Source organism: uncultured Sulfitobacter sp., assembly GCF_947502895.1.
Classification (GTDB): Bacteria; Pseudomonadota; Alphaproteobacteria; order Rhodobacterales; family Rhodobacteraceae; genus Sulfitobacter.
Genome location: NZ_CANNBM010000002.1, coordinates 878,137 through 901,344, shown reverse-complemented (window position 1 = coordinate 901,344; position 23,208 = coordinate 878,137). Strand labels below are relative to the sequence as shown.

General features: G+C 57.9%; 22 protein-coding genes. 9 read left to right on the top strand and 13 right to left on the bottom strand.

What is annotated here, in order from left to right:
- Positions 1-14 precede the first annotated feature (14 nt).
- Positions 15-674 carry a DUF6058 family natural product biosynthesis protein gene (locus Q0903_RS12385; protein WP_299415701.1) on the bottom strand — a complete coding sequence of 220 codons (660 nt, stop codon included), beginning with the start codon at positions 672-674 and terminating at the stop codon, positions 15-17.
- A gap of 168 nt (positions 675-842) precedes the next feature.
- Between Q0903_RS12385 and Q0903_RS12380 the strand changes: the two genes are divergently transcribed.
- Together Q0903_RS12380 and Q0903_RS12375 are read left to right on the top strand one after the other, a co-directional pair.
- A complete protein-coding gene (locus Q0903_RS12380) occupies positions 843-1,322 on the top strand; it encodes a UPF0262 family protein (RefSeq protein ID WP_299028105.1) in 480 nt (159 codons plus the stop codon).
- 3 nt (positions 1,323-1,325) lie between these two features.
- Complete coding sequence (locus Q0903_RS12375) at positions 1,326-1,790, top strand: low molecular weight phosphatase family protein (protein ID WP_299028108.1); 465 nt, start codon at positions 1,326-1,328, stop codon at positions 1,788-1,790.
- A gap of 18 nt (positions 1,791-1,808) precedes the next feature.
- Here the strand turns inward: Q0903_RS12375 and Q0903_RS12370 are convergent, their stop codons facing one another.
- On the bottom strand, positions 1,809-2,165 hold the full coding sequence (locus Q0903_RS12370; RefSeq protein ID WP_299415697.1) for a hypothetical protein: 357 nt from the start codon (positions 2,163-2,165) through the stop codon (positions 1,809-1,811).
- A 260-nt stretch (positions 2,166-2,425) separates the two neighbouring features.
- Positions 2,426-3,853 (bottom strand): hypothetical protein, encoded by a 1,428-nt coding sequence (locus Q0903_RS12365; RefSeq protein ID WP_299415695.1) that lies wholly within the window; start codon positions 3,851-3,853, stop codon positions 2,426-2,428.
- A gap of 98 nt (positions 3,854-3,951) precedes the next feature.
- Between Q0903_RS12365 and lepA the strand changes: the two genes are divergently transcribed.
- From lepA to Q0903_RS12335, 6 genes are all read left to right on the top strand, one after another.
- Positions 3,952-5,751 (top strand): translation elongation factor 4, encoded by a 1,800-nt coding sequence (gene lepA / locus Q0903_RS12360; protein ID WP_299028113.1) that lies wholly within the window; start codon positions 3,952-3,954, stop codon positions 5,749-5,751.
- Positions 5,752-5,903: 152 nt separating this feature from the next.
- The gene (locus Q0903_RS12355; RefSeq protein WP_299415692.1) at positions 5,904-6,962 is read left to right on the top strand and encodes a hypothetical protein; all 1,059 of its coding nucleotides are present in this window, start codon (positions 5,904-5,906) and stop codon (positions 6,960-6,962) included.
- Positions 6,963-6,992: 30 nt separating this feature from the next.
- The gene (locus Q0903_RS12350; protein ID WP_299415689.1) at positions 6,993-7,223 is read left to right on the top strand and encodes a hypothetical protein; all 231 of its coding nucleotides are present in this window, start codon (positions 6,993-6,995) and stop codon (positions 7,221-7,223) included.
- Positions 7,224-7,246: 23 nt separating this feature from the next.
- Positions 7,247-7,744, top strand: a complete 498-nt coding sequence (locus Q0903_RS12345) for an alkylphosphonate utilization protein (protein ID WP_299415687.1) — start codon at positions 7,247-7,249, stop codon at positions 7,742-7,744.
- Positions 7,745-7,819: 75 nt separating this feature from the next.
- Positions 7,820-8,011, top strand: coding sequence for a hypothetical protein (locus Q0903_RS12340; RefSeq protein WP_299028125.1), 192 nt, complete (start codon positions 7,820-7,822; stop codon positions 8,009-8,011).
- Positions 8,012-8,101: 90 nt separating this feature from the next.
- Complete coding sequence (locus Q0903_RS12335; RefSeq protein ID WP_299028128.1) at positions 8,102-8,929, top strand: 3-keto-5-aminohexanoate cleavage protein; 828 nt, start codon at positions 8,102-8,104, stop codon at positions 8,927-8,929.
- Here the strand turns inward: Q0903_RS12335 and Q0903_RS12330 are convergent.
- The 7 genes from Q0903_RS12330 to Q0903_RS12300 are packed head-to-tail and all read right to left on the bottom strand — an operon-like array spanning position 8,926 to position 16,188.
- Positions 8,926-9,675 carry a polysaccharide deacetylase gene (locus tag Q0903_RS12330; RefSeq protein WP_299415683.1) on the bottom strand — a complete coding sequence of 250 codons (750 nt, stop codon included), beginning with the start codon at positions 9,673-9,675 and terminating at the stop codon, positions 8,926-8,928. The genes Q0903_RS12335 and Q0903_RS12330 overlap by 4 nt on opposite strands.
- Entirely contained in the window at positions 9,672-10,802 is a 1,131-nt protein-coding gene (locus Q0903_RS12325) for a glycosyltransferase (protein ID WP_299415680.1), read from the bottom strand. Before Q0903_RS12325 ends, Q0903_RS12330 begins: the two co-directional genes overlap by 4 nt.
- The gene (locus Q0903_RS12320; RefSeq protein ID WP_299415677.1) at positions 10,799-11,383 is read right to left on the bottom strand and encodes a histidine phosphatase family protein; all 585 of its coding nucleotides are present in this window, start codon (positions 11,381-11,383) and stop codon (positions 10,799-10,801) included. Before Q0903_RS12320 ends, Q0903_RS12325 begins: the two co-directional genes overlap by 4 nt.
- Positions 11,380-12,426, bottom strand: a complete 1,047-nt coding sequence (locus tag Q0903_RS12315) for a glycosyltransferase (RefSeq protein ID WP_299415675.1) — start codon at positions 12,424-12,426, stop codon at positions 11,380-11,382. The genes Q0903_RS12320 and Q0903_RS12315 overlap by 4 nt, the downstream gene beginning before the upstream one ends.
- Positions 12,426-13,667 (bottom strand): glycosyltransferase family 4 protein, encoded by a 1,242-nt coding sequence (locus Q0903_RS12310; protein WP_299415672.1) that lies wholly within the window; start codon positions 13,665-13,667, stop codon positions 12,426-12,428. The genes Q0903_RS12315 and Q0903_RS12310 overlap by 1 nt, the downstream gene beginning before the upstream one ends.
- The gene (locus tag Q0903_RS12305) at positions 13,664-14,878 is read right to left on the bottom strand and encodes a hypothetical protein (protein WP_299415670.1); all 1,215 of its coding nucleotides are present in this window, start codon (positions 14,876-14,878) and stop codon (positions 13,664-13,666) included. The genes Q0903_RS12310 and Q0903_RS12305 overlap by 4 nt, the downstream gene beginning before the upstream one ends.
- A gap of 29 nt (positions 14,879-14,907) precedes the next feature.
- The gene (locus Q0903_RS12300; protein WP_299415667.1) at positions 14,908-16,188 is read right to left on the bottom strand and encodes a nucleotide sugar dehydrogenase; all 1,281 of its coding nucleotides are present in this window, start codon (positions 16,186-16,188) and stop codon (positions 14,908-14,910) included.
- Between the two features lie 240 nt (positions 16,189-16,428).
- Here Q0903_RS12300 and Q0903_RS12295 point away from each other — a divergent pair, with 240 nt between their 5' ends.
- Positions 16,429-18,978 (top strand): mechanosensitive ion channel family protein, encoded by a 2,550-nt coding sequence (locus Q0903_RS12295; protein ID WP_299415664.1) that lies wholly within the window; start codon positions 16,429-16,431, stop codon positions 18,976-18,978.
- A 150-nt stretch (positions 18,979-19,128) separates the two neighbouring features.
- Here Q0903_RS12295 and Q0903_RS12290 read toward each other — a convergent pair whose 3' ends face one another.
- From Q0903_RS12290 to Q0903_RS12280, 3 genes are read right to left on the bottom strand one after another with little or no spacing between them, the layout of a single operon-like run.
- Positions 19,129-20,283, bottom strand: a complete 1,155-nt coding sequence (locus Q0903_RS12290) for an ABC transporter permease (protein ID WP_299415662.1) — start codon at positions 20,281-20,283, stop codon at positions 19,129-19,131.
- Positions 20,283-21,308: an ABC transporter permease gene (locus Q0903_RS12285; protein WP_299029801.1), complete on the bottom strand. Its 1,026-nt coding sequence runs from the start codon at positions 21,306-21,308 to the stop codon at positions 20,283-20,285. Before Q0903_RS12285 ends, Q0903_RS12290 begins: the two co-directional genes overlap by 1 nt.
- Positions 21,308-23,197, bottom strand: a complete 1,890-nt coding sequence (locus Q0903_RS12280; RefSeq protein ID WP_299416080.1) for an ABC transporter substrate-binding protein — start codon at positions 23,195-23,197, stop codon at positions 21,308-21,310. The genes Q0903_RS12285 and Q0903_RS12280 overlap by 1 nt, the downstream gene beginning before the upstream one ends.
- Positions 23,198-23,208: the final 11 nt, after the last annotated feature.

Sequence of the window (23,208 nt, the reverse complement as noted above, 5' to 3'; positions counted from 1 at the left end):
AAACTGTCCGCGCATCAGACTGCGTGGAAGTATTGCGCGCGGATGTCCGTGATGCAGCGTTGCCGCGATGTCTGCGCAACCTCATGGGGGGCAAACGCTGCCTCGACCTGATCCAGAAAATCCACACAGGTCCCCAGCAGGGCCAACCTGTCGCCTGTCAGATGCGCAGGCCCTTGGGCGCACAGCGCCTCAATAAAGAGAACCCCGGCCTGCTTCAGAAACACCGTTTCCGGCTGCCCGTCGGTTGTGCAAACCCCATAGACACCTGCCAGAAAATTCTCCCACGTCTGCTCTGCATAGGCGGCATCGAATTGCTGCGCTACATCGGGCGCGGCACCCACCAGCGCGGCGCCCGGTTGTCCTGTCAAGAACATCTCCTTCGCGCCGTCATAGCGGTGAAAGAAATACCGCCGCGCGCGGTCCTCGCTGCAAATCCCGAAGCGCGCCAGCGCCGTCATCCACTGTTTGTGGCCCTTTAGGTGGAACCGATAGGTCGCCTCTTCGGTGTACTCGCTCACAAACGAATCCGACTGGCCCGCTGTCTTGTACACATAAGACGCCGAGGGCATTACACGGGCCCTGCCCATCGCATCCAGCGCCTCGGGGGACAGCCCGCAGTCACGGGCAAATTCCGCCTCTTCGATAAAATTGTCGTACAGATAGCTAAGCAACATGAAGAACCCCCTTGGCAGACTTGCGGTTCTGGGCATCCTATCACCTACCATGCAGCAAACACTTCGCCACAGATCGAACTGTGCGCGCAGTTATCGCAAAGGCACGATTGCCCCTATAAGGCGACTGGTCTATCACAGAGGCCGAACCTGCCGTCCGGAGACGTACCCATGAGCCGCATCACAAATATCATCCTTGATGATGCAAACCTGCCGCCCCCTACGGCAGAGATCGAGCAAGAGCGCCGCGTGGCCATGTTCGATCTGCTGGAGGACAACACATTTGTGCTGCCCACCCGCGATGACCGCCCTGTGCCCACAGGCCCGTATCATCTGGGTCTGTCGATCCGTGACAAGCGGCTGGTATTTGACGTAAACACGGAAAGTGCTGAAAAGGCGGCGGAATTCCATCTGTCCCTCTCGCCCTTCCGGCAGGTGGTCAAAGACTACTTCCAGATTTGCGAATCCTACTTCGACGCAGTCAAAAAGCTGCCCCCCGCCCAGATCGAGACGATAGATATGGCGCGGCGCGGCATCCACATGGAGGGTTCCCGCGTGCTGCAAGAGCGTCTTGAAGGCAAGGCCGAGATCGACATCGACACCGCCCGCCGCCTGTTCACGCTCATCTGCGTTCTGCATTTCGGAGGCTGATGAGTGACGCAAGAGCTGCCTCAATCAGTCCTCTTTTGCTGCGATCACAACGCCGTCCGGTCGCCCATGGCCGAAGGGCTGATGAAAAAGTTTTACGGCATGGATGTCTACGTCCAGTCCGTCGGGGTCAAAAATGACCTCGAGATTGACGGCTTTTCCATCGCCGTGTGTCAGGAAATGGGGGTCGAGCTGTCGCGACACCGCTCGCGCAGTTTTGACGAGATGGAGGACTGGGGCGATGATCTCAGCTCTTTCGATCTGGTGATTGCCCTCTCGCCCGCGTCACAACGCCGCGCGCTTGAGCTGACGCGCTTCTACCATCTGGAGGTGGAGTATTGGCCGATCCTCGATCCCACAGGTCTGGGCGAGGGGCGCGAGGCCAAGCTGACCCAGTTCCGCGCCGCCCGTGACCAGATCACAAACCGTCTGCACGAACGCTTTGGTCCGCCCACACAGTCACAACTCTAGCTTGGCTGTGCCGTTGGTCTAAGAGCAAACCTTGGCAGCGCTCTGGCCAAAGGCTTTCCATACATCCCAGAACGCATTGTCACTGGAACGGTCGGACTGGCGCCATTGCTGCATCTTGTGCGGGTCCTTGAAGGCTTTGACGCCGCGGCGCTGCTGCGTGGCCGACAACTCACGGTCCGCGACCGCCTGAATACACCCGCACCGCTGCGAGCTTGCAGCCCGCCGCCCCTGCGCCAGACAGGCCCGCTGCAACGGCCCCGTCGCATAAAGCTGCGTAGGCGCATAAGCCCCCCGCGTCGTAATATTGGACGCCCCGCCGCCGCCACAGGCGGCCAATGTTGAAAGCGCCAACAGCGCAAATACCGTGGATTTCATCTCGTCTGCCTTTGTCTCACGCCGCAGATGGGGTTTGCCCCTTGTGATGCGGCTGTTTTTGCTCTGGCCGAAGATTAGCACGGATCAGGGGCAGGGGGGAAGTGGGGAGTGGCGGCCTCTATTCACAAAACCACCATTAATGCCTGCGGCACAAACAGTCCCCGACCACCTCCAAGGCAGGGGGCCGCCCTCGTGTAGGAGGCAATTTGACCGAAGCAATGGGTTTCACGGCAGACATTCAAACACACACCTTGATTGGTTTAATCTGGTGGCGCGTCCTTCAAAGCATCAAGTAACCTGCCGACCATCTTCCAAAGCCATTCTGCACGTCCTTGGCCCTTGCGCGATTTGTCGATCCATTGCACGATTGTTGTCGCGTAGTTCGCAAATCTCGCACGTGAGAAACGCCCCCTCTTATTCCCTTTCGAAATCTCATTCGCATCATTGCGCAAAATGGCCTCGACCTCATCGTCGGCCTCTTCGGATATGGCGTCAGTGAATTCCTTGAGTTCGGTTTGATCGATTGGAGTGGCATTCTGATCCACATACAATTTCGCCAATCGATAGCACCTCTTTCGCGCCGCTTCATCCTCGTCACAAATTTCTTCAGAACCAACAAACGCAGAAGCACGAAGCGCAATCAATCCACCATCCTGCGGGTACTGAGTTCCTATGGACGACTGAAAGCTGAAACTGGCATCAGCAAGTAAGCCAGCAACGGCGCTTGGGTTTTTACTCGCAAGGGCCTTCTCGATTGCAATCGCTTCATAGCAGGTTTCGTCAAAGCCATTGTTGCCGCCAGCTTCCAAAGCAGATGCTAGCGCACCACCCACCCGCTCTTTGATGAAGTCGAGTGTTTCGGCTGGGAGGGCAGCTTCGAAATCGAGGCGAAAAGAGCTATCTTCTGAACCGCGAATAAGCGGCGTCGCTATCGCCGTTCGAAAGCGTGCTTCGATCCTTTTGATCTCAACAGCAACCGCGTCTGCCCCTTTGTCCCAAACATTATCCGGTATCTTCGCGACAGCTTCTAATTGCCTGCTGTCCATTGGATTGCCGGTTAAATACCCCGAATACCAATCCTCCCAAAACTGCCAAATTGCAGGCTGTTCGCGAAAGTAGTTAATGATTGCGAGATCCTTAGGCTGATTGTTAAGACTCCAATACTCGGGTTTGTTTGGTACAGAGAGCTCATCCGCCCACAATGGCGTATCCCAAAACCTATCAACTGGCGGCACTTCGATGATGAGATTTTCTGTTGCGTAGCGCAGATGCAACCGAAGCCGACTGACCGGAATTAGGTTGGCTAGATCATCAATCGCAAGCCTAATGTATTCGTCCGCGTCAGTTGTCGGAGAGTATGCGTCCGCTGTTATGGAGCCTGCCGCATATTGCAGTATTCGGCTGATACTCTGATAGCCCATAATATTGTTGGTGAAGACGCCGCGTTTCTGTTGCGGATTGAAGTCTTCCTCCAAAATGCTCAGCCGTTGGGATGCGAGAAATACTGTGTCGGGATCGGGTCGTGATATTAGTGTTAAAAAAAGTCGTAATATCGCCAAAGTGCCTTCAGAATTAACCCGAGGCTTCCCCTTAGAAGCTAAGACATATGCCCCCTGCAACCCTATCGCTCGCAGTAATTCCCGTAGAACCACGATTTTCACGTCAGCATGACTGAGATCATCAATCATCACCGTGTCGAGAGGTGCTGTGTCACCCAAAGGGTTGTTTGATCGCTCTACCACCATGCCACCTTGACCGCTCCTCAAAACCCCTACATATCAAATCTATGACACCACTTTCACACATCCGCAATTTCTCCATCGTCGCGCACATCGACCATGGCAAATCCACCCTCGCTGATCGTCTCATCCAAGAGACGCAGACAGTCGCCTTGCGCGATATGAAGGCGCAGATGCTGGACAGTATGGACATCGAGCGCGAGCGCGGGATTACCATCAAAGCGCAAACCGTGCGGATCAACTACAAGGCGCTCAACGGTGAGGAATATGTCCTCAACCTGATTGACACCCCCGGTCACGTCGATTTCGCCTATGAGGTCTCCCGCTCCATGCGCGCGGTCGAAGGCTCGCTGCTGGTGGTGGACAGCACGCAGGGTGTCGAAGCGCAGACGCTGGCCAATGTCTACCACGCCATTGATGCGGATCATGAGATTGTGCCCGTCCTCAACAAGATCGACCTGCCCGCCACCGATTGTGACCGCGTGGCGGAACAGATCGAGGATGTCATCGGCATCGACGCCTCTGGCGCCATCCGCGTCTCCGCCAAAACAGGCGAGGGGATCGTCGAGACATTGGAGGCCGTGGTAAACCTGCTTCCCGCGCCCACAGGCACGCTGGACGCGCCGCTCAAGGCGATGCTGGTGGACAGCTGGTACGACAGCTATCTCGGCGTGATTGTCCTTGTCCGCATTATGGATGGCCAGCTGCGCAAGGGCGACAAGATCACGATGATGCAAAACGGCTCGGTCCACCATGTCGACCGCATCGGCGTCTTCCGCCCCGCCATGACAGAGATTGACGTGCTTGGACCGGGCGAGATCGGCTTTCTCACCGCCTCCATCAAGCAGGTCCGCGACACCCGCGTGGGCGACACCATCACCCACGAGAAGAAGCGGTGCGCAGAGGCGCTGCCGGGCTTCAAACCCTCCCAGCCCGTTGTTTTCTGCGGTCTCTTCCCCGTGGACGCCGCCCAGTTCGAAGACCTCCGCGACAGCATCGAAAAACTGGCGCTGAATGACGCGAGCTTTAGCTACGAGATGGAAACCTCTGCTGCGCTGGGCTTCGGCTTCCGCTGCGGCTTCCTCGGTCTGCTCCACCTCGAAGTCATCCGCGACCGGATCGAGCGCGAGTATGACATCGACCTCATAACCACCGCGCCCAGCGTGATCTACCACGTCCACATGCGCGACGGCTCCATGGAGGAGCTGCACAACCCCGCCGACATGCCCGACCTCACGTTCGTCGACCACATGGAGGAGCCGCGGATCAAAGCGACCATCCTCGTCCCCGACGAATACCTCGGCGATGTCCTCAAACTGTGCCAGGACCGCCGCGGCATCCAGATGGACCTCACCTACGCAGGCTCTCGCGCGATGGTCGTCTACGACCTGCCCCTCAACGAAGTGGTCTTCGACTTCTACGACCGCCTCAAATCGGTGACCAAAGGCTACGCGAGCTTCGACTACCAGATGATCGGCTACCGCGAGGACGCGCTGGTCAAAATGTCCATCCTCGTGAACGACGAGCCTGTCGACGCGCTCTCCACCATGGTCCACCGCGACCGTGCGGAAATGCGCGGCCGCGCCATGGTCGAAAAACTAAAAGACCTCATCCCGCGCCACATGTTCAAAATCCCGATCCAAGCGGCGATTGGCGGCAAAGTCATCGCCCGCGAGACACTCTCGGCCATGCGCAAAGACGTGACGGCCAAATGCTATGGCGGCGACGCGTCACGTAAACGCAAGCTGCTGGATAAGCAGAAGGCGGGTAAGAAGAAGATGCGGCAGTTTGGGTCGGTTAATATTCCGCAGGAAGCGTTTATTTCAGCGCTAAAAATGGACGGTTAAAAGCCGATCAATTTTAGCGACGGTGGGAGGCAGCGTATTGCAAAGCAATGCGCGTTCCCACACGGTGCGGGTTGAGCCAGAGGGCTGTATAAAGGTGGCAATTTTATCTTCACACCTTATCGTATGAATAATATTTTGTTGGAGCTTTTACCTTGTCAGATGATGATTTCACGACAGAGATAGTTTTGCGCAGTGGCGAACACGAAGCAAAGCTACCCGCAATTCCGCAGCCGATTTTACAGGCGCTACATAATTCTCTGATCGGTGTAGAGGAAAGTCATAAGACTCGATTGCATTTTCCATCAATGTGTGTGGCGGAAGACATTGAGCAGTTGGTGCATCTACTGTCTCAATGGATTGAAACTTACGGCCCCTTGTCTCAAGCAGCGAAGATAACTTGTGTTGTTCAATCCAGAGACAAGTTAAAGGGTAACAAACGTCTCTCATATGTATCTATGGGCAGTTTTTTGCAGAACTATCCGGGGATCACGGATGCCACTAGCTCTGTCATTATAACCTTCTCCGCTGTTCTTAAGTTACCCGATAGGGACGTGCTGGATAAGATCAATTTAGAAGTTGATCTTAGATCAACCATGCCTTCTGGATATGTGGAAAACTATACGAAAGCCGAGAAAGAAGATGACTTCGATTTACCAACGGAAATGCACTATCCATCAGATTACTATAATTTGAATGCTACGGTTCGTTACACGAATTACCTTGTCGCAAAGGGTATGGTTGATATCGTTGAGGGATGGTTTGAGAATTTACCGGCTGTTGTAGCACCCAAGAAAAAGTCGAAGTTTCTAAAGGATCTAACACAAGATAGTTTTTTCGAATCATTTCCTTTGAATAAAGCTCTCATAAACACGGTATGTGTAATTTTGCCTGCCTTTGCTGTGTACAGGTCAGAGAGCTTACTTGCCAAAATTTTTGGTCAAGAAGCGATTTCAGTTTCATTGATCATTTTGCTATTGGCAGTTCTGTGGAGCATTTTATACCTCATCTCTACATTGTTATTTGGAGCAATCACTCGTGTCTCAACGCCGCGATCAAGGCATTTGAAATTAAATGCTGGAGATCGGAGAGCTTTGGAACGCTATGAAGAAAAAAGAGAGCAAAAGCTGGCAAAGCGAAAGTTGTTGACGAATACTATTATTATTGGTTTTTTTGTTAGTGTAGCGGCGTCTATCGTTGTCGGCTTATTTTAAGGTTTTGAAGATTTGTAGTACGCCTCGCCGATGATCCACTTCGCCTTCGCCATCTACTCCATCGTCTTCTCCACCCTCTCGGGCGCGCTTGTCGTGGCTGTCATCGTCGCGGGCTATTTCTCGTGGACCAGCATGATCACCTCCATGATGGTGGGCGCCATCGCCTCTCTCCCAGCCACCTACGCGGTCCTAAAACAAATGGACTGGTCAGAGCCTGACGAAAAGCATGCAGCCAAGCAGGATCGGTGGTACATCCGCTAAAACCTTGCCCACTGGACCCCAAAATGACCTGCCCCCTCTGCACCTCTGACGCGCCCCTCACCGACACCCCCGTCACAGGCGGCCCCGCTGACGCCTCTATTCAAATCTGCGCCCTCTGCGCCGACCCCCAAACACCCCCCGATCACTTCCGCGCCGTCGCCTCGACCATGTGGTCCGACGATGCAGCCCTCCAAGTCTTCGCCCTGCGCATTCTAAAACGCCTCGACACCGACTGGTCCCGCGATCTGGCCGAGCAGCTCTACCTCGACGACGAAACCCAAAGCTGGGCCGACAACCAAGCCGCCGCGACCAACCACCGCGACAGCAACGGCGTCCCCCTCGCCACAGGCGATACCGTGGTTCTGATCAAGGACCTCAACGTCAAAGGCGCAGGCTTCACCGCCAAGCGCGGCACCGCCGTCCATCGCATCACCCTCGTCCCCGACAATGACGCCCACATCGAAGGCCGCGTCGAGGGCCAGCGCATCGTGATCCTGACGGAGTTCGTCAAAAAGCGGTGATTTGACCCAGATCAAAGCGGGCGGCGGCCCTTGCGCATATCCTGAGCCTATACACTGGCACAAAGGAGCCTTGTCATGATCCGCCTTGCTTCCATCCTCTATTCCATCGTCGCGACCAGCCTGTCGGGTACGGGTGTGATTGCCGTTCTCGTCATGGGCTACGCTTCGGTCTCCGCGATTGTCATGGCAGCAGCCGTCGGGGCCATTCTGGCGCTACCGGTGTCCTACATGCTGGCGCATAAGATCACCCATCTCACCAAAAGCTGACGCGCAAAAATATGCACCATGCGGTGTACGGGGGGTGCACAGGGGGTGTACAAGGGGTGACACGCCCCTTTTGCCCGTTTGGAGAGCCTCATGACCCCCTGCATCCTCTGCGTCGCCATTACCGGATCTGTGCCGACCAAAGCGGCCAACCCTGCCGTCCCGATCTCCATTTCCGAGCAGATCGAGAGCACCCACGCGGCCTATGAGGCAGGCGCCAGCATCTGCCACGCCCATGTGCGCAACGACGATGAGACACCGTCCTCCGACCCCGATAAATTCGCGGAGTTGCAGGAAGGGATCAAGGCCCATTGCCCTGATATGATTATGCAATTCTCCACCGGCGGCCGTTCCGGTGCGGGTCAGGAACGTGGCGGTATGTTGTCGCTCCGCCCCGATATGGCGAGCCTTTCTGTAGGCTCAAACAACTTCCCGACCCGCGTTTACGAAAATCCGCCGCAGCTGGTTGACTGGCTCGCGGGTGAAATGCAAACCTATGATATTAAACCTGAAATAGAGTGTTTTGATCTAAGCCATATCCACAAAGCGGCGCAGATGAACCGCGATGGCCGCATCAAGGGCCAGCTCTATGTCCAATTCGTGATGGGTGTGAAGAACGCCATGCCAGCTGACCGCGAAACGTTTGATTTCTATGTTAAAACCATTGCGCGTCTCGCGCCGGATGCACTCTGGTGTGCCGCAGGGATCGGCCCGAACCAGATTATTCTGAACGAATGGGCAATCGCCGCAGGCGGCCACACCCGCGCAGGGCTTGAGGATAACGTACGCCTTGATCGCAATACGCTGGCCCCTTCGAACGCAGCCTTGATCCTGCGTGCAGCTGATCTGTGCGCGAAATACGAACGGCCCGTTGCTACGCCCGCGCAAGCCCGCCAGATGCTTGGGTTGCGACCCGCCTAAATCATAGTGCGCAGATCGGCTGGCACAGCGCCGTTTTCTAGCAGGAACAGTATGATATCACGTGAGAAGCTCCAGACCTCCTCGGTATGAACAAGGTGATGGGTCAGCAAGCCAAGGGGTTCAGAAGGGTCTGTTTCACCTGCGCGGCGCGCCTGCAAATTGGCGGTCAGGCCTGCGATCAATTCATCCGGCGCAACCAGTCCGCGGTGACCGCGCCAGTAGATCGGGTCGATATGGGTGTTGATGCGGGTCAGACCGGGCACAGGCTGCGTTGATGTGCGCGGCCCATAGGTTGATACCCCGCGATAGCCTTGCGCGGCGAGTATGGGTAGTAGATCAGCTGTAATTCGGTTCCACGGCGGAACGAATAGCGGCAACAAGTCTGCACCAAAGCTCTGCTGCATTTTTTGCAGGGCCTGTTCGGTTTCCTCTGACGCAGCGGGGCGCGGGTGGCCGAATTCGGCGTTCTTGCCGCCTTCTGGCGCGTGGCTGATATGCCGAAACCCATGCACGACAGGAACAAGCATCGGATTGGCCCCGAGAAGGGGAGGTAATGAGGGCGTTAGCAGGTCAGGGATAACCGCGATGTGGATCGGCATCGCCGCTTGCGTCGCAAGCTGCGCCAGCCGGTGCAGCGCAGGCGTGGCTGCAACGGCATCGTCGTCACGCCACCACAGCGGCAGTGGTAGGTTGTGGCGGCGCCATATGACCATTTCTGTCTTGAGGGGAGACCAGTCCACAATCATCTTTTTGCGCCCAGAGTACGGGTGATTTCTACTGTGCGGTCCGCGCCGTTAAATTTCGCGGCGGTTGTGCGGCGCGGCGCATTGATGACATGTTCTATCGCATCGCACAGGCTGCGCGGGTTCAGGTCAGCGCGCGCAAGTGTCGTGATCCCGGACTGAACAGAAAGCGCGCGGGCGCGAATACCCTGTTCCACCTCGCTCCCTTCGTCAAAGGGGATAAAGACAGCTGGTGTGGCGGCCTGCAAAATATCCAGTGCGGTGTTGTAGCCGCACAGGGATACCGACGCGGTAGCGTGGTAGAGCATCTGGCGAAAATCGGGGCGGGCCTTTTCAACACTGACATGATCGGGTGCATTTTTGCGCAGGTCTGCGATGCGCTCGTTGGAGGGATTGCCGCCCAGCAGTATACGCATCGGATTGGGGAGGAGCCTCGCCGCGTCAACGGCTGTTTGGTAGACGGGTTCACCCACATCACCACCCCCTGCGCTGATGAGTATTTCACCCGCGCCCGCTCCATCGGGATGGGGCCCCGCCGCTTTGGGAGACACGAACCCCGTGTAACGGAGCTTTCTGGAAAGTATCTCGGACACCGGCCAGCTAAGCGTAAGCGGTGTGACATGTGCATCGGAATGCACCAGCACGATATCATAGAATTGTGCAATCAGATCCTCTGCGAATATGGCTTTCTTGGGCTTGGACGGCGGTGCCAGAATGTCGCGGATTGAGGCGCAGACGAGTGGCGGATCGGGTCGGGCCTTGGCCTCGTGCAGCAGGCTCTGGAATTCATCCCGCAGGATGCGACGCCCAAAGGGAAACAACTCGGTTATCAACACATCCGGTGAGAAGGTCGCGAATTTGCCCAGCAGCATACGCTGGCGTATTTTTAGATGTTCATCCGTAACTTGCGTTCCGTCCGCGTTCAGCAAGCGCGAGAAATCAACACCGTCGGATCGGACAGGGGGCAGTTGCACAAATGTGATACCGCTATGCTCCATCAAAGGGGCAGGAAGGCCCCCTGAAACAACGCAAGCGGTGTCCCCTGCAGCTACGTATGCGCGGGCTAGCGTTAGCGCACGGGCCAGATGGCCGGTTCCCAACAGATGTGTGACGACGATCATAACTTTCATGGATCGGCCTTTGTCAGTCGAACGGGATCGGGCAAGAGACGCCATTTGTCTCCGGCAATCTCTATAACAAACAGGCGTCTTCTTTTGACAGCAAAGGGGGCTGGCCCGTCAAAGTTCCATCCCGTTGCATGGGCCATCAGAACCCGCATCACGCCGATATGGCAAACGGCGACGGTGTCAGTCGTCAGCGCGCTGGCCCAAGGGACCAGTCGGGCTCTCAGGGTGGCAGGGCTTTCGCCATTTGGGGGTGTATAGTGCCAGCCCCAATCATCAATATCACGGTGGTCGCAGGTGGGATCAGCGCGCAATTCACGCGCAACACGCCCCTCCCAATCGCCCCAGTTCATTTCCATCAGTGCGGGGTCGGTTTCTGGCGCATGGCCTGCTACCAAGCGTGCCGTATCTGCGGCGCGCATGAGCGGGCTGGCAAACAGCGCGGCGTGGTCCCACGGCGCAGGCAGACGCAGCGCCGCGTGTTCGGCGATGGCCTCGGCATCAAGTGGAATATCGCTGCGTCCTTGCACGCGCCCTTCACGGTTCCACGCGGTATGGCCGTGCCGCAAGAGGGCAAGCCGGATCATGTCACACCTGCCAATGCCAGACCGCCGCTCAGCGTCGTGGCCGCAGCAGGCAGCAGATGGTGCGCGGTGATATACGCGCGGATGTCCTGGGCTGCGGGCGCAGGTGAAAGAGCGAGTGCTGCGAGCCCTTTCGCGCCTTCATTAACACTGGGGTAGTCGCGGGGGTACAGAACATCGCGCACGCCGGGGCGGTCTTGGGCGATGACAGGTAGGCCATGAGCCTGCGCCTCCAGATAGCTCATCCCGAATGCCTCGTCCAAGCCGGGCCAAATCAGGGCTGCGGCGTTTGAATAGGCGTGTTCAAGTGCATCAGCGTCTAACGCCCCCAAGTATCGAATGCGTCCTCGCAGCGGGGCCATCGCGGCCTCAACCTGCGGGCGTGCCGGGCCGTCGCCTGCGATATCCAGCATGTAGCTGTCAGGAAGCAGTGCCAGCGTTTGCGCGATCAGTTTGTAGGAGCCAAGCTTGGCCGCCGCGCGCATCATGCCCACCGCCAAAAGCCGTGTCCCCTTGCCGGGTGCAGGCAGGCTATGACGGGGCAGGAACGGGCGCAAATGGATGTGGTGCTGGCCCTTTGGCGCATATGCGGTCAGCGCCTCGCGGTCCCGTTCCGTCAGATAAAAAACCACATCAGCGGCGTCGCAGGCATCTTCAGCAGCACGGGCGAAGGCATCCCACGGACCGCCAAGACGTTTGCGCGCGCGGGTTGCCTCTATTGCGAGATAGGGGATGTCCAGGGCGCGGCTGACAGTCGGGCCGATCAGATCGGGGGCTTTGTAGTACGTGTGGTAGGTGATCCATGCTTGCCAGTCCGCGGTGCGGCCTGCCTCAATAATCTGTGGCAACAAATCTTTGGCTTGGGCCATCAGTTGTGCCTGCGCGTGTCCATCGCCCGCACCATCACGGCTGCGCAGATCACTCGCCAGATCCACATGCGCGCCCATATGCTCAAGTGCTGCCATGATACCCTGCGCCATTGCGCGATCGCCCGAAGGGACAGGATGGTCAGGCGGTTTCAGAGGGGCATAGAACGCCAGTCGCATCAGGCGGTTTTCAGAATGCTGCGCAGACGTTTTGCCAGATGCGCAATGCCGGGGGCCATGGTGAACTCGGCATGAAGGCGGGCGTGTGCAGCCGCGGCCAGCTTTGGGCCGAGGGTGGGATCACCTGCGATCTGCAGCATCGCTTGGGCGAAATCCTGCGGGGTGTCTTGCGCCAGCAAACCATGGGTGCCGTGCGTGATGAATTCGGGAATGGCCGAAACAGGGGTGGAAAGAATGGGCAGCTTTTGGCTTGCCGCTTCCATGAGGACATTGGGCAGGCCGTCACGGTCTCCATCGGAGGCGATGCGAGAGGGCAGCACAAACAGATCGGCGGCGCGCATGGCCGCGATCACGTCGGGTTGGTCACAGGCCCCGCGCCACGTAATACGGTCCGCCACACCAGCCGCTTTGGCCCTTGCGCGCATTTCTGCATCCAGCGTACCGCCGCCGATATGGGTCCAGTGCCACGCCAGCCCCTCGGGCAGCAGCGCCAGCGCATCTATCAGCGTATCAAAGCCTTTTTTCTCGACCAGCCGCCCGACAGACATCATGTTGAGCGGCGCATCCGCATCGCGCAAAGCACGCTCGGGCGCGGTGGGAAAGCGGCCAAGGTCCAACCCGTGATACACCAGATCAACGCGGGTGGGGGTATCGGCCAGTGATTGCAAATGTGTGGCGCCAAACCCTGTACAGGTCGCGCCGAAGGCCGCGCCAAAACTGCTGGCCGACAGCTTTTCGCGCAGCTCCCATTCGGGCGAGGTCCAGATGTCTTTTGCGTGGGCCGAAAACGACCATGGCACCCCGCGCAGGATCGCGGCATAGCGCGCCACAGACGAGGGCGTGTGAAGAAAGTGGGCGTACAGTGCCTCAAGCGTTCCTTCGGCCTCATGCGCCAGAACGCAGGCTTGCCCCCAACGGCGGCGGCGATTGGCGGTATCATCGCGGGCCAGATCGCGGGCGTACGCCTCGGCTGCAGCATCAAAGCCGGGCAAGGCTGTTACGGCACCCATGGCGTCATGCACGCGGCGGGGTTCTTCGTTCAGATATTCTGGCAGATACCGCACATGCGCGCGCAGACGGTCGTGCAGCGGGTGGGTCTTTTTGTCGGTCGGGTGGCGCAGGGACCATAGATCGAAATTCAGCCCTGCCTCCTCCAATGCCACAAGCTCTTGTGCGATGAATGTCTCGGACAGGCGTGGCCAGCCTTTTACGATGATGGCGAGGTTCGGGGCAGATGTCATTCTATGTGGTCCTTATGATCCATCAAAGCGCGTCCTCGTTTTACGACGACGTCCAGCCCGTCCAGCAATCCGTCCGCTCCTGCAGCCGATGGTTTGGCCTGCGTTGGCAACGCGCGGATCGCAGCAATCATTGCGTCGACGGTCATGCCGTCGCGCCCGTCGTCCAGCATACGCACCAAATGCAACTCTTCCGCGCGGCTGGCTCTTATCCATTGCTCCAGCCGTGGCACGGTACGCGGCACAATCACCGCGCGTTGGTCAAAGCTGAGGACTTCGCAAAACGTATTATAGCCGCCCATGCACACCACGCCCTGCGCTTGGGCGAAAAGCGCCTCGATACGGCTGTCAAAGCCAGTCGCCGTGACGCGCCCGCCTAACGCCTCTACCCGCGCATCCATTGAATCGCGCACGTCACCTGACAGGAAGGGGCCGTAGACAAGCATTGCATGGGGTCCGAGATCGGGGTCTGCCTCATAGGCGTCCAGCACGAGGCTGACCATGGCCGCGCCGTCGCCGCCACCACCTGGCGTGATCAGGATATAAGGCTCGTCCGGTACATCCGCGCTGTCGGTCATGGTGCGCCGCAGATAGCCTGTGTAATGGATGCGGTCACGGGTGGCCTGCGTAAAGGGCAAACCGCTGGTGGGGTCATAGATATCCTCGACGCCGTATACCCAGAACTCGTCATAATATGCTTCGGCGGCCTTGACAGCGCCTTTGCGCTCCCACTCGGCGGCCAGCACCTCCGGCTCGTCAAGCACATCACGCAGGCCCAATACGATGCGACAGTTGCCTTGGGCCTGTAGCCACTCAAGCGTGGGTAGCAATTCTCCGCGAAAGCCTGTCGGCTCTTTGTCCACGATCAGCAGATCGGGCTTGTATTGCTCGACCGCTGACTGGATCAATCCTGCGCGCAGGCTGGTGGTCGCGTCGATATCAAGACCAAGGGTTGAACTGACATAAGAGCCATCAGGCAGTTTGGTCACACCGGGCAGGCGGATGTGATCTACCCGCTCGGGGAAGGTAAAACGCCCCGCCACAGGTGAGCCTGTGAGGATAATCGCCGAAGCCTTGTCATCCCCCGCGGTCAGCGCGGTGGCTAGTGCGCGACTGCGGCGCAGATGGCCCAAGCCGAAAGTGTCATGGCTGTATAACATCACCCGCCGTGTGGGCGCGCGGGCGGTGGCGTGGGCAATGGCGCGCTGCGGCATAAATCGTCTTTCCGTCTGTCTGGGCAGGCTCAAAGCCTCAGGTCGCTACCTGATTTGCCGAATATTCCCTTGATGTCATAGAGCACTGCGCCCTTTTTGCCAAAGCCGCGGATGGCGTCGCTGCCCAATGACACAAACTCGCGATGCCCAACGGCCACAAGTATGGCGTCATACATGCCGTGCTCGGGTGTCTCGACGCCTTGCACATTATGTTCATCGCGCAGACGCCCTACGCCAACCCACGGGTCATGCACGTGGGGTTTTACGCCGTAATCACACAGCTCGGCCACAATATCGGCCACACGTGTGTTGCGGGTATCTGCGCAGTTTTCCTTGAAGGTGTAGCCGAGTATCAGCACCTTTGCGCCGCGCACTCCGATGTCGCGGGCCAGCATCGCCTTGACCAAGGTTTGCGCTACGTGCGCGCCCATGGCATCGTTGATGCGGCGTCCAGCAAGGATCACTTCGGGGTGATAGCCCAGCTGCTCGGCGCGGTAGGTCAGATAGTAGGGGTCCACCCCGATGCAATGTCCGCCCACAAGGCCGGGTTTGAAGGGCAAAAAGTTCCACTTGGTGCCAGCGGCCTCCAGCACCTCCAGCGTGTCCAGCCCCAGCCGCGCAAATATCAGCGCAAATTCGTTGACCAACGCGATGTTGAGATCGCGCTGTGTGTTCTCGATCACCTTCGCGGCCTCGGCCGTAGCGATAGAGGGGGCGCGGTGCAGCCCTGCCTTGACCACAGGGGCATAAATCTTCTCGACGCGGTCCAGAGTTTCGTCGTCTTGGGCAGCGATAATCTTGATTACGTTCTCCATAGAGTGTTCGGCATCGCCGGGGTTCACACGCTCTGGTGAATAGGCCAGTTTGATTTGTGTGCCTGTCATCAGCCCGCTGCCCGCTGCAAGGGCCGGGCCGCAAACGTCTTCGGTCACGCCGGGATAGACAGTGCTTTCCAATATCACCAAGGCCCCGTCGGTCAGGTGCGGCGCGATGGTCGCACAAGCGCCCAGTACAGGACCCAGATCAGGAGCCTTTGCATCTGTGATGGGGGTGGGGACTGCGATGATAAATGCGGTACAGTCAGCCAGATCAGCAGCGACATCGGTAAAGCGCGCAGTGGTTGCAGCGACTTTTCCGTCGTCAATCTCGCCGTTGGGGTCGCTGCCTGCACGCAATGCCGCGATTATGGGGCTGTGAATGTCATAGCCCAAAACCTCAAAACCGGCGCGGGCCAGCGCCAGTGCCAGCGGCAGCCCGACATAGCCAAGACCCAAAACAGCGATCCGGTCGGCAGGGGCGGTGGTGGTCATGGCGGGTTCCTTGGGCAATTGTGCGCGCGGCAGATATCAGGTCGGCGTGCTGCGGCCCGTAGGTCCGCTATGGCATGAAAGTGCAATGTTTGTAAAACATCATAAAACGAACGGCCACATGACTGTGGCACAGGTTGCAAATGGGCAGAATGCGGGTAATTGCAATGACAGGACCAACGCCTTAGCGTCACGTCAGCGTGAGGCGCACCAAGGCTGCATGCGCGACAAAGGATAGTGCCAATGATTTTCCGCATACTGCTTGCTTGTCTGATCTGGATATCTCTCAGCATCATGCCGCTGACGGGCGCACAGGCCCAAGGGCTGAGCAACCTCTTGTATGGTGAGGCAGAAACAGTGGAGCAGGCGGCGCCGACCGAATCCGAGACATTGGCGGAAACCCTGCGCAATGCGGCGCGGGACGGTGTTGACATTATTGTGATCGATACCGAAGGCCGCGTGATTACCAAAGGTGAACCCGACGTATCCGCCTCGGTCAGTGCAGCGCCTTCTGCGGAGGATTATTCGCGATTGATGACCGCACAGGAAAATGTGGACCGTGCGCGTGACCAGTTGATCGACCGCCTGAGTAATATGCCGGTTGCGGTGCAAGAAGTGTTGTACATCCTGCGCGCAGCCTCTCCCGATGGAACGATCATGCTGTTTGCCCAGATACTGGGGATGAGCCTGCTGCTTTTTGGCATTGGTGTGTTGTTCGAGCGCGAGGTATTCGGCAAACGCATATTGCGTCGCTTTGTGGTGGCCCGCGTGCAGGATGCGCCATCGGGCTATGCCGAGAAGATGCCGTTTCTGGTGTTCCGGTTTGCTGTGGGTGTCGTCGGTATTCTGGTCTCGATGGCAGTGGCTTACATTATTGGCGTGGCGTTCTTTCCGCCGCTGGATGATAGCGCGGTGCAATTTACGGTCACACTGATAAACATCGGCTATTTCTGCTGCCGCTTCGTGGCGGGGCTGTGGCGCATGATCCTGTCGCCGTTTCTGTCGCAATATCGCATACCGGTTTTTTCGGACCGCGACGCAAAGCGGCTGCATCGCTGGATGTACCTGCTCGCCTGTTTCGATATCTGTGCGATCCTCTTTGGCATCTGGATCGGCGAACTGGGCCTGAACTATGATGTCTATGCGCTGGTCGCAGCGATGCTGTCAGCGGCAGTGGTGACGTTCAATATTGTGCTGGTGATCGTCAATAGAACGGCGGTATCCAACGCGCTGCGGCGGGGTAAATCACCTGCTCAGGTGGGCCTTTTGCTGCGTATCCTCAGCCGTGCCTGGGCACCTGCGGTGATCTTTTACGTGCTGTTTGCCTGGTTTGAGCTGACCTATGACCTGATCTTCGAGAACCCCAGTTCTATCCCGCTTATTGCTGGAGCTTACGGCATCCTGATCTCGATAATTGTTGTTTACGGTGTCGTGAACTACGTGATCGAGCGTGGCTTTGCCCGCGCACGCGTCTTGCGATTGCTGCGCGAAAAACAGGCCGAGATGGAAATCGCCGAGCAAGAGAGGCTGGAACGCGAAGCTCTTGCGCGTAAGATGCTGCGCGAGGACGGTCCGGACCCTGATCCCGATACAGCGTTGGAAGGTGATACTCCTGCCGGTCCGCTGGCCGAGCGGATCGAGCCGGCCCAGTCCGTGAAAGCACCGACTGCCGCAGATTTGACCCAAGCCGAGCATGACATGCTGTCCGCCACTGCCGAAGAGCATGGCCAGCCCGTGCGCGTCCTCAACAGTTTTGAAGCGCTGGCGCGGCGGGTAGCAGGGATTCTTGCTTTTGTCGCAGGTGCCTATGCGTTTTTCTATATTTGGGACAATGATGGCGCGCGAATGGTGGAATCGGTGCTGGACCGCGTGCTGGACATCATCATCATCATCTTTATCGGTTATGTCGTTTATCACGCCTTCCGCATCTGGATCGATACCAAGATTGCAGAGGAAACCGATGACGAAATCACCGCAGAACCGGGGGACGAGGGCAGCGCATCTTCGGCCTCACGTCTTGCAACACTGCTGCCGCTCTTTCGCAACTTTACGCTGATCGTGGTCGTGGTGACGATCATATTGATCGTGTTGATGGAAGTCGGGATCAACGTAGGCCCGCTGTTTGCGGGGGCCGGCATAGTAGGTGTTGCCGTTGGCTTTGGCTCTCAGGCGCTGGTGCGCGATATTTTTGCGGGGGCGTTTTTTCTGTTCGATGATGCGTTCCGCAAGGGCGAGTATCTGGACGTGGGTGGGGTGAAGGGCACGGTTGAGAAAATCTCGGTCCGCTCGTTCCAGTTGCGCCACCACTTGGGTGCGTTGCACACCATTCCATTCGGTGAATTGCAGGTGATGACAAACTACAGTCGAGACTGGGTAATCATGAAGCTGCCCCTGCGGGTGACCTATGACACGGATGTAGAAAAGGTGCGCAAACTGATCAAGAAACTGGGTATCGCGCTGTTGGATGATCCAGTGATCGGGCAGAATTTTATAGCCCCGCTGAAGTCGCAGGGTGTGATCGAGATGCAGGACAGCGCGATGATAATTCGTGTGAAATTCATGACCAAACCAGGCGATCAGTGGCTGGTGCGCAAGCGGGTTTATGAAGAGATCCGTGCGCTCTTCGAGCGTGAAGGGATCAAATTTGCCCACCGCGAAGTTACTGTGCGGTTGGCGGATGCCAAGGTGGATGACCTGACCGAGGCGCAAAAGCGCGAGATCGCAGCCGCTGCCCATGCCTCTATCGAGGAGGAGACCGAGGCGGGGGAGGCGCAGGACGGTGATGACCGCTAGGGTCTGGTTTCAGGATGCCGAGTTTGTCAGATATTTCGAACGGGCCAAGGGCCCGTCCGACATATGCGAGAGGCTCTGCCTCTCGCGCTCTCCGGAGGATTTAAGGCCAAGAGAAAAAGGCACGTTTGACCGAGGTTTGTGCGCTTTTCATTAGCTGCGATAGGGGTCAAGGGAGGCCCGCAGGCCGTCGCCAAGGAAGTTGAAGGCCAGCACGACAACTATGATGGGCAGCATCGGGATTGCTGTCCAAGGGTAGATTTCGATGCTGGCGAGGTTTTGGGCATCGTTGAGCATGACACCCCAGCTGACGGCAGGGGCGCGCAGGCCGAGGCCCAGAAAGCTGAGGGCTGTTTCACCGAGGATCATCGCGGGGATGGACAAGGTAGCGCTGGCGATCAGGTGGCTCATAAAATTGGGCAGCAGATGGCGGCGGATCACGCGCGATGGTTTCGCGCCCATCATTTCGGCGGCGCGGACGTATTCCTCTTCGCGCAAGCTGAGGAATTTGGCGCGCACGGCGCGGGCAAGGCCGGGCCAGTCGAGGATACCGAGAATGATCGAGATGATGAAGAACACGGCCACTGGACCCCAGTTGGACGGCACCGCGGCCGAGAGGGCAAGCCAGAGTGGTAGTTCAGGCAGGGAGCGCAGGATCTCGATTGCGCGGTTGATCGTCCAGTCGGTTTTGCCGCCGAAATAACCCGCCATGGCCCCAAAAAAGATGCCAAGGATAAAGCTGACGGTAATGCCGATGATGCCCACGGTCAGCGACAGTTGTGCGCCGTACAGGATGCGGCTGAATACATCGCGTCCCAAACGGTCCGAGCCCCACAGGAAGATTGTAGCTCCTTCGGGGGCGCAAAACAGATGTGTATGCGAAGGAATGATGCCTGCGATTTTGTAGTCTGCTCCTTCACAGAAAAATTGCAGCGGCATTGGTGTGGTGGTGTCGACGGAATAGCGCCAGCGGTAATTTTCCAGATCGGCTATGGCTGTGGTTGCATAGACATAAGGGCCAATGAATGCCCCCTCGTGCCACAGATTGATCTCTTGTGGTGGATGATAGAGGTAATCTGCGCTTCGTTCGTTGGCCGTGTACGGCGCGACAAAGCCCGCTACGGGCAGGATCAGGTAGCAGACAAGCAGGAATAGCCCCGAGATCAAACCCAGCTTGTGACGGCGGAATTTGCGCCAGATCAGCACATAGCTGGGCGCGTCAAAATCCGAGCGCTCGGGGGCGGAGAGGTCTGCCTCTTCCGACCATGGGGCGGGGTCGACGTAGCGGTTGTCTGGATCACTGCTCATCAATTGCGCCCTCCCAGACGGATACGCGGATCAAGCAGCATCAGCAGCACGTCCGATATCATGGTGCCGATCAGCGTGAGCAGGGCCACGAACATCAAGATGAAGGCCGCGAGAAACTGGTCTTGGGATTTCAGCGCGGTCAGCAGATAAGGGCCGATGGTTTGCAAGCCCAGCACAACCGACACCAGAACGGAGCCTGAAATCATCGACGGCAGCAGATTTCCGATGTCAGCGACGAAAGGGTTGAAGGCCATGCGCAGGGGGTATTTGCGCAGCATCTTGCCGGGCTTCATGCCCTTGGCGATGGCGGTTTCTACGTAGGGTTTGCTCAGCTCGTCGAGCATATTTGCGCGCAGGCGTTGCATCATCGCCGCCGCCCCAGAGGTGCCGATCACGAAAGTAGGCACGATCAGATGCACAAGGATAGATTTGACCTTGTCCCACGACATAGGCTGGCCTTCGTATTCGGGGCTCATCAAGCCACCGATGGGCAGATCAAAGTACTTGTGCCCGTAATAGAACAGGATCAGCGCCAGTAGGAAGTTGGGTGTGGCAAGGCCAAGGTATCCGACAAAGCCTGCTGTGTAATCTACCCAAGTCTCTGATTTGGCGGCGGCCAATACGCCCAGGGGCAGGGCCACGACATAGACAAACAGGACTGCGGCGAGGTTGACCAGCACAGTAAGCCACAGCGCATCGCCCACGATTTCGGACACGGGGCGGTCAAATTCGAAGGACCAGCCAAAGTTGCCTTGCAACAGGCCAAAGAACCCTTGGGGGCCGGGCATGAAGCCTGCCCAGATCATATATTGCTCCCACAGCGGGCGGTCGAGCGCATATTCAGTGCGCAGAAATTCGGCCTTGGCCACACCTTCGGACTGCCCCGTGGCCCGCAGCTCGGCGATCTGGTTGCTGAGGAAATCACCTGGCGGCAGGTTGATAATGACAAAAACCAGGATCGATACAATCCACAGGGTCAGCAGCATCGTGGCAAAGCGGCTGATGGCATAACGTAGAATTGCAATCATTGGCTGACCTGCTGGTGGGCATCTTCAAAGTAGAACTCATCGATGCGGTGGATGCCGAAATGGGCGCCAGGGTCGTAGGCCCAGATGCCTTCCTGTGGCACGTTGCGCAGACGGTTTGAAACGACAACGGGCTGCGGCGCACCTGAAAGCAGTCCGATCGCAAATTGCTGTTGTGCATGGATGTCCAACATTTCCGCCCAGATTGCCGTGCGCTCTTCGATGTTGGTGGTGTGTGACCAGTCGCTGCTTAGCTCGAGAAGGCGCTTTGCGGCCTCCATATCAGGGGCTTCACCTGCCTTGCCCATTGTCTGGTAATACTGGCCCCACTTGGGCCACGCAAAAAACTCCTGCTCGGTCGGAGCGAGGTATCCGGGCGACGTCTCAGAGCGTGGCAGGCCGTTGTCCCACCCGAACCAGACGGCGGCCATGCCTGTGCCAGCATAGATGCGGTTGCGCAGGATATCGCGGTCCAGTGGTCGCATGATAAGACGGATGCCGAGTTCACGCCACGTGTCTGCGATGATTGTCAGGGCGTTTTCCTCTTCCTGCCGCTCGCCTGCGGTCTCGATTACAAACTCCATTGCGCGGCCGTCTGGCAATTTGCGCAGGCCGTTGCCAGTGCGCTCGGTCAGACCCATGTCGTCAAGCAGGCGGTTGGCATGGGCGATGTCCATCTGTGACCAAGCGGCCAGATCATCGGGGTTGTGCAGGGGGCTGCGGGCAAGCGCGGTCATCCCGCCCTCCTGCGCCAACCCGAAATAGAGCGCGCGGTTGATCATGCGCCGGTCAATCCCGAGGCTGAGCGCGCGGCGAAAGCGCACATCACGCATCACGTTGCGCCACACAGGATCTGCAAAATTCAGGTTGGGATAAATGGCGATCTGGCTGGCTGCCCCGTTGCCCCAGAGCAAGGTGCGATACTTGCCACCGTCTGCTTCGCCCTTTTTCAGGATCGCCACATCACGAAAGCCGAGACCACGTGCCTGAAGATCTACTTCGCCGGCGTTGGATTTGGCTGCAATCAGGCCACTGCCCACCACTGTCATCTGCACCACGTCGATATAGGGAAGCTGCGTGCCAGCGGTGTCGATACGGTGGAAATAAGGGTTGCGCACGAACATGTTGCGCGATGTAGGCTTGCCCGAGGCATTCAGCCACGGTTGCAATGTGGGCTGGTCGGGGTTGTCGAATTTATACATGTTGTCGCGCTTGTTGTGCAGCGCGGCCCAGCTTTTTACACGGGCGGACAAAATTTCCTGCACCAGAAAATCGGCATCGGCAAAATCAACATGGAACTGTTTGAGGTAATGTGCGGGACGGTAAATGAAAGGCGGGCTGGCCTGTGCCAAGAGCGGCAGAAAGTTCGGGTTTGGCGCGCTCCATTCAAACACAACAGTATGTTTGTCGGGAAAGGTCACACTGCCCAGTTTATCGTCAACTGTCATCCATTCCGGCGGGCCAGAGGGGGTGATCTCGGGGTTGTTGGCGACATGGGTCCACCAATAGGCAAAATCATCTGCGGTGAATGGCGCGCCATCCGACCAGCGGTGACCGCGGCGCAGATGCAGGGTGAACTTACGGTCTTCCTCAACAGTGATGTCGCGCAGGATATCGGGTTGCAGCGTGTAATCTGCATCATATCCCACCAGCCGCGCATAACCGTAAACCACCATCTGGCGTATGTCTTTGCTGCGCGAAACAAGCGTGCGCAGCGTCCCGCCTTGAACGCCGAGCGTTCTGCCTTTGGCCTCCAGATCGACAATCAACGGATCAAGCGGCAAGCGTTCAGCGGCGGGAGGCATGTTGCCGCTTGTTACTTCTGCGGCCCAAAAGCTGCTTTCTTTGACAGCGGGTGTTTGCGCCAATGTCGGCGCGGCAAACAGCATCAAAGCTGCCG

Excerpts from the sequence above, each read along its gene's own strand:
- Q0903_RS12325 (WP_299415680.1), bottom strand. The coding sequence starts at position 10,802 with ATGAAAGTTATGATCGTCGTCACACATCTGTTGGGAACCGGCCATCTG.
- Q0903_RS12300 (WP_299415667.1), bottom strand. The coding sequence starts at position 16,188 with ATGACCACCACCGCCCCTGCCGACCGGATCGCTGTTTTGGGTCTTGGC.
- Q0903_RS12330 (WP_299415683.1), bottom strand. The coding sequence starts at position 9,675 with ATGATTGTGGACTGGTCTCCCCTCAAGACAGAAATGGTCATATGGCGC.
- Q0903_RS12380 (WP_299028105.1), top strand. The coding sequence starts at position 843 with ATGAGCCGCATCACAAATATCATCCTTGATGATGCAAACCTGCCGCCC.
- Q0903_RS12320 (WP_299415677.1), bottom strand. The coding sequence starts at position 11,383 with ATGATCCGGCTTGCCCTCTTGCGGCACGGCCATACCGCGTGGAACCGT.
- Q0903_RS12290 (WP_299415662.1), bottom strand. The coding sequence starts at position 20,283 with ATGAGCAGTGATCCAGACAACCGCTACGTCGACCCCGCCCCATGGTCG.
- Q0903_RS12335 (WP_299028128.1), top strand. The coding sequence starts at position 8,102 with ATGACCCCCTGCATCCTCTGCGTCGCCATTACCGGATCTGTGCCGACC.
- lepA (WP_299028113.1), top strand. The coding sequence starts at position 3,952 with ATGACACCACTTTCACACATCCGCAATTTCTCCATCGTCGCGCACATC.
- Q0903_RS12340 (WP_299028125.1), top strand. The coding sequence starts at position 7,820 with ATGATCCGCCTTGCTTCCATCCTCTATTCCATCGTCGCGACCAGCCTG.
- Q0903_RS12280 (WP_299416080.1), bottom strand. The coding sequence starts at position 23,197 with ATGCTGTTTGCCGCGCCGACATTGGCGCAAACACCCGCTGTCAAAGAA.
- Q0903_RS12315 (WP_299415675.1), bottom strand. The coding sequence starts at position 12,426 with ATGCGACTGGCGTTCTATGCCCCTCTGAAACCGCCTGACCATCCTGTC.
- Q0903_RS12305 (WP_299415670.1), bottom strand. The coding sequence starts at position 14,878 with ATGCCGCAGCGCGCCATTGCCCACGCCACCGCCCGCGCGCCCACACGG.
- Q0903_RS12365 (WP_299415695.1), bottom strand. The coding sequence starts at position 3,853 with ATGATTGATGATCTCAGTCATGCTGACGTGAAAATCGTGGTTCTACGG.
- Q0903_RS12385 (WP_299415701.1), bottom strand. The coding sequence starts at position 674 with ATGTTGCTTAGCTATCTGTACGACAATTTTATCGAAGAGGCGGAATTT.
- Q0903_RS12345 (WP_299415687.1), top strand. The coding sequence starts at position 7,247 with ATGACCTGCCCCCTCTGCACCTCTGACGCGCCCCTCACCGACACCCCC.
- Q0903_RS12350 (WP_299415689.1), top strand. The coding sequence starts at position 6,993 with ATGATCCACTTCGCCTTCGCCATCTACTCCATCGTCTTCTCCACCCTC.
- Q0903_RS12370 (WP_299415697.1), bottom strand. The coding sequence starts at position 2,165 with ATGAAATCCACGGTATTTGCGCTGTTGGCGCTTTCAACATTGGCCGCC.
- Q0903_RS12310 (WP_299415672.1), bottom strand. The coding sequence starts at position 13,667 with ATGACATCTGCCCCGAACCTCGCCATCATCGTAAAAGGCTGGCCACGC.
- Q0903_RS12295 (WP_299415664.1), top strand. The coding sequence starts at position 16,429 with ATGATTTTCCGCATACTGCTTGCTTGTCTGATCTGGATATCTCTCAGC.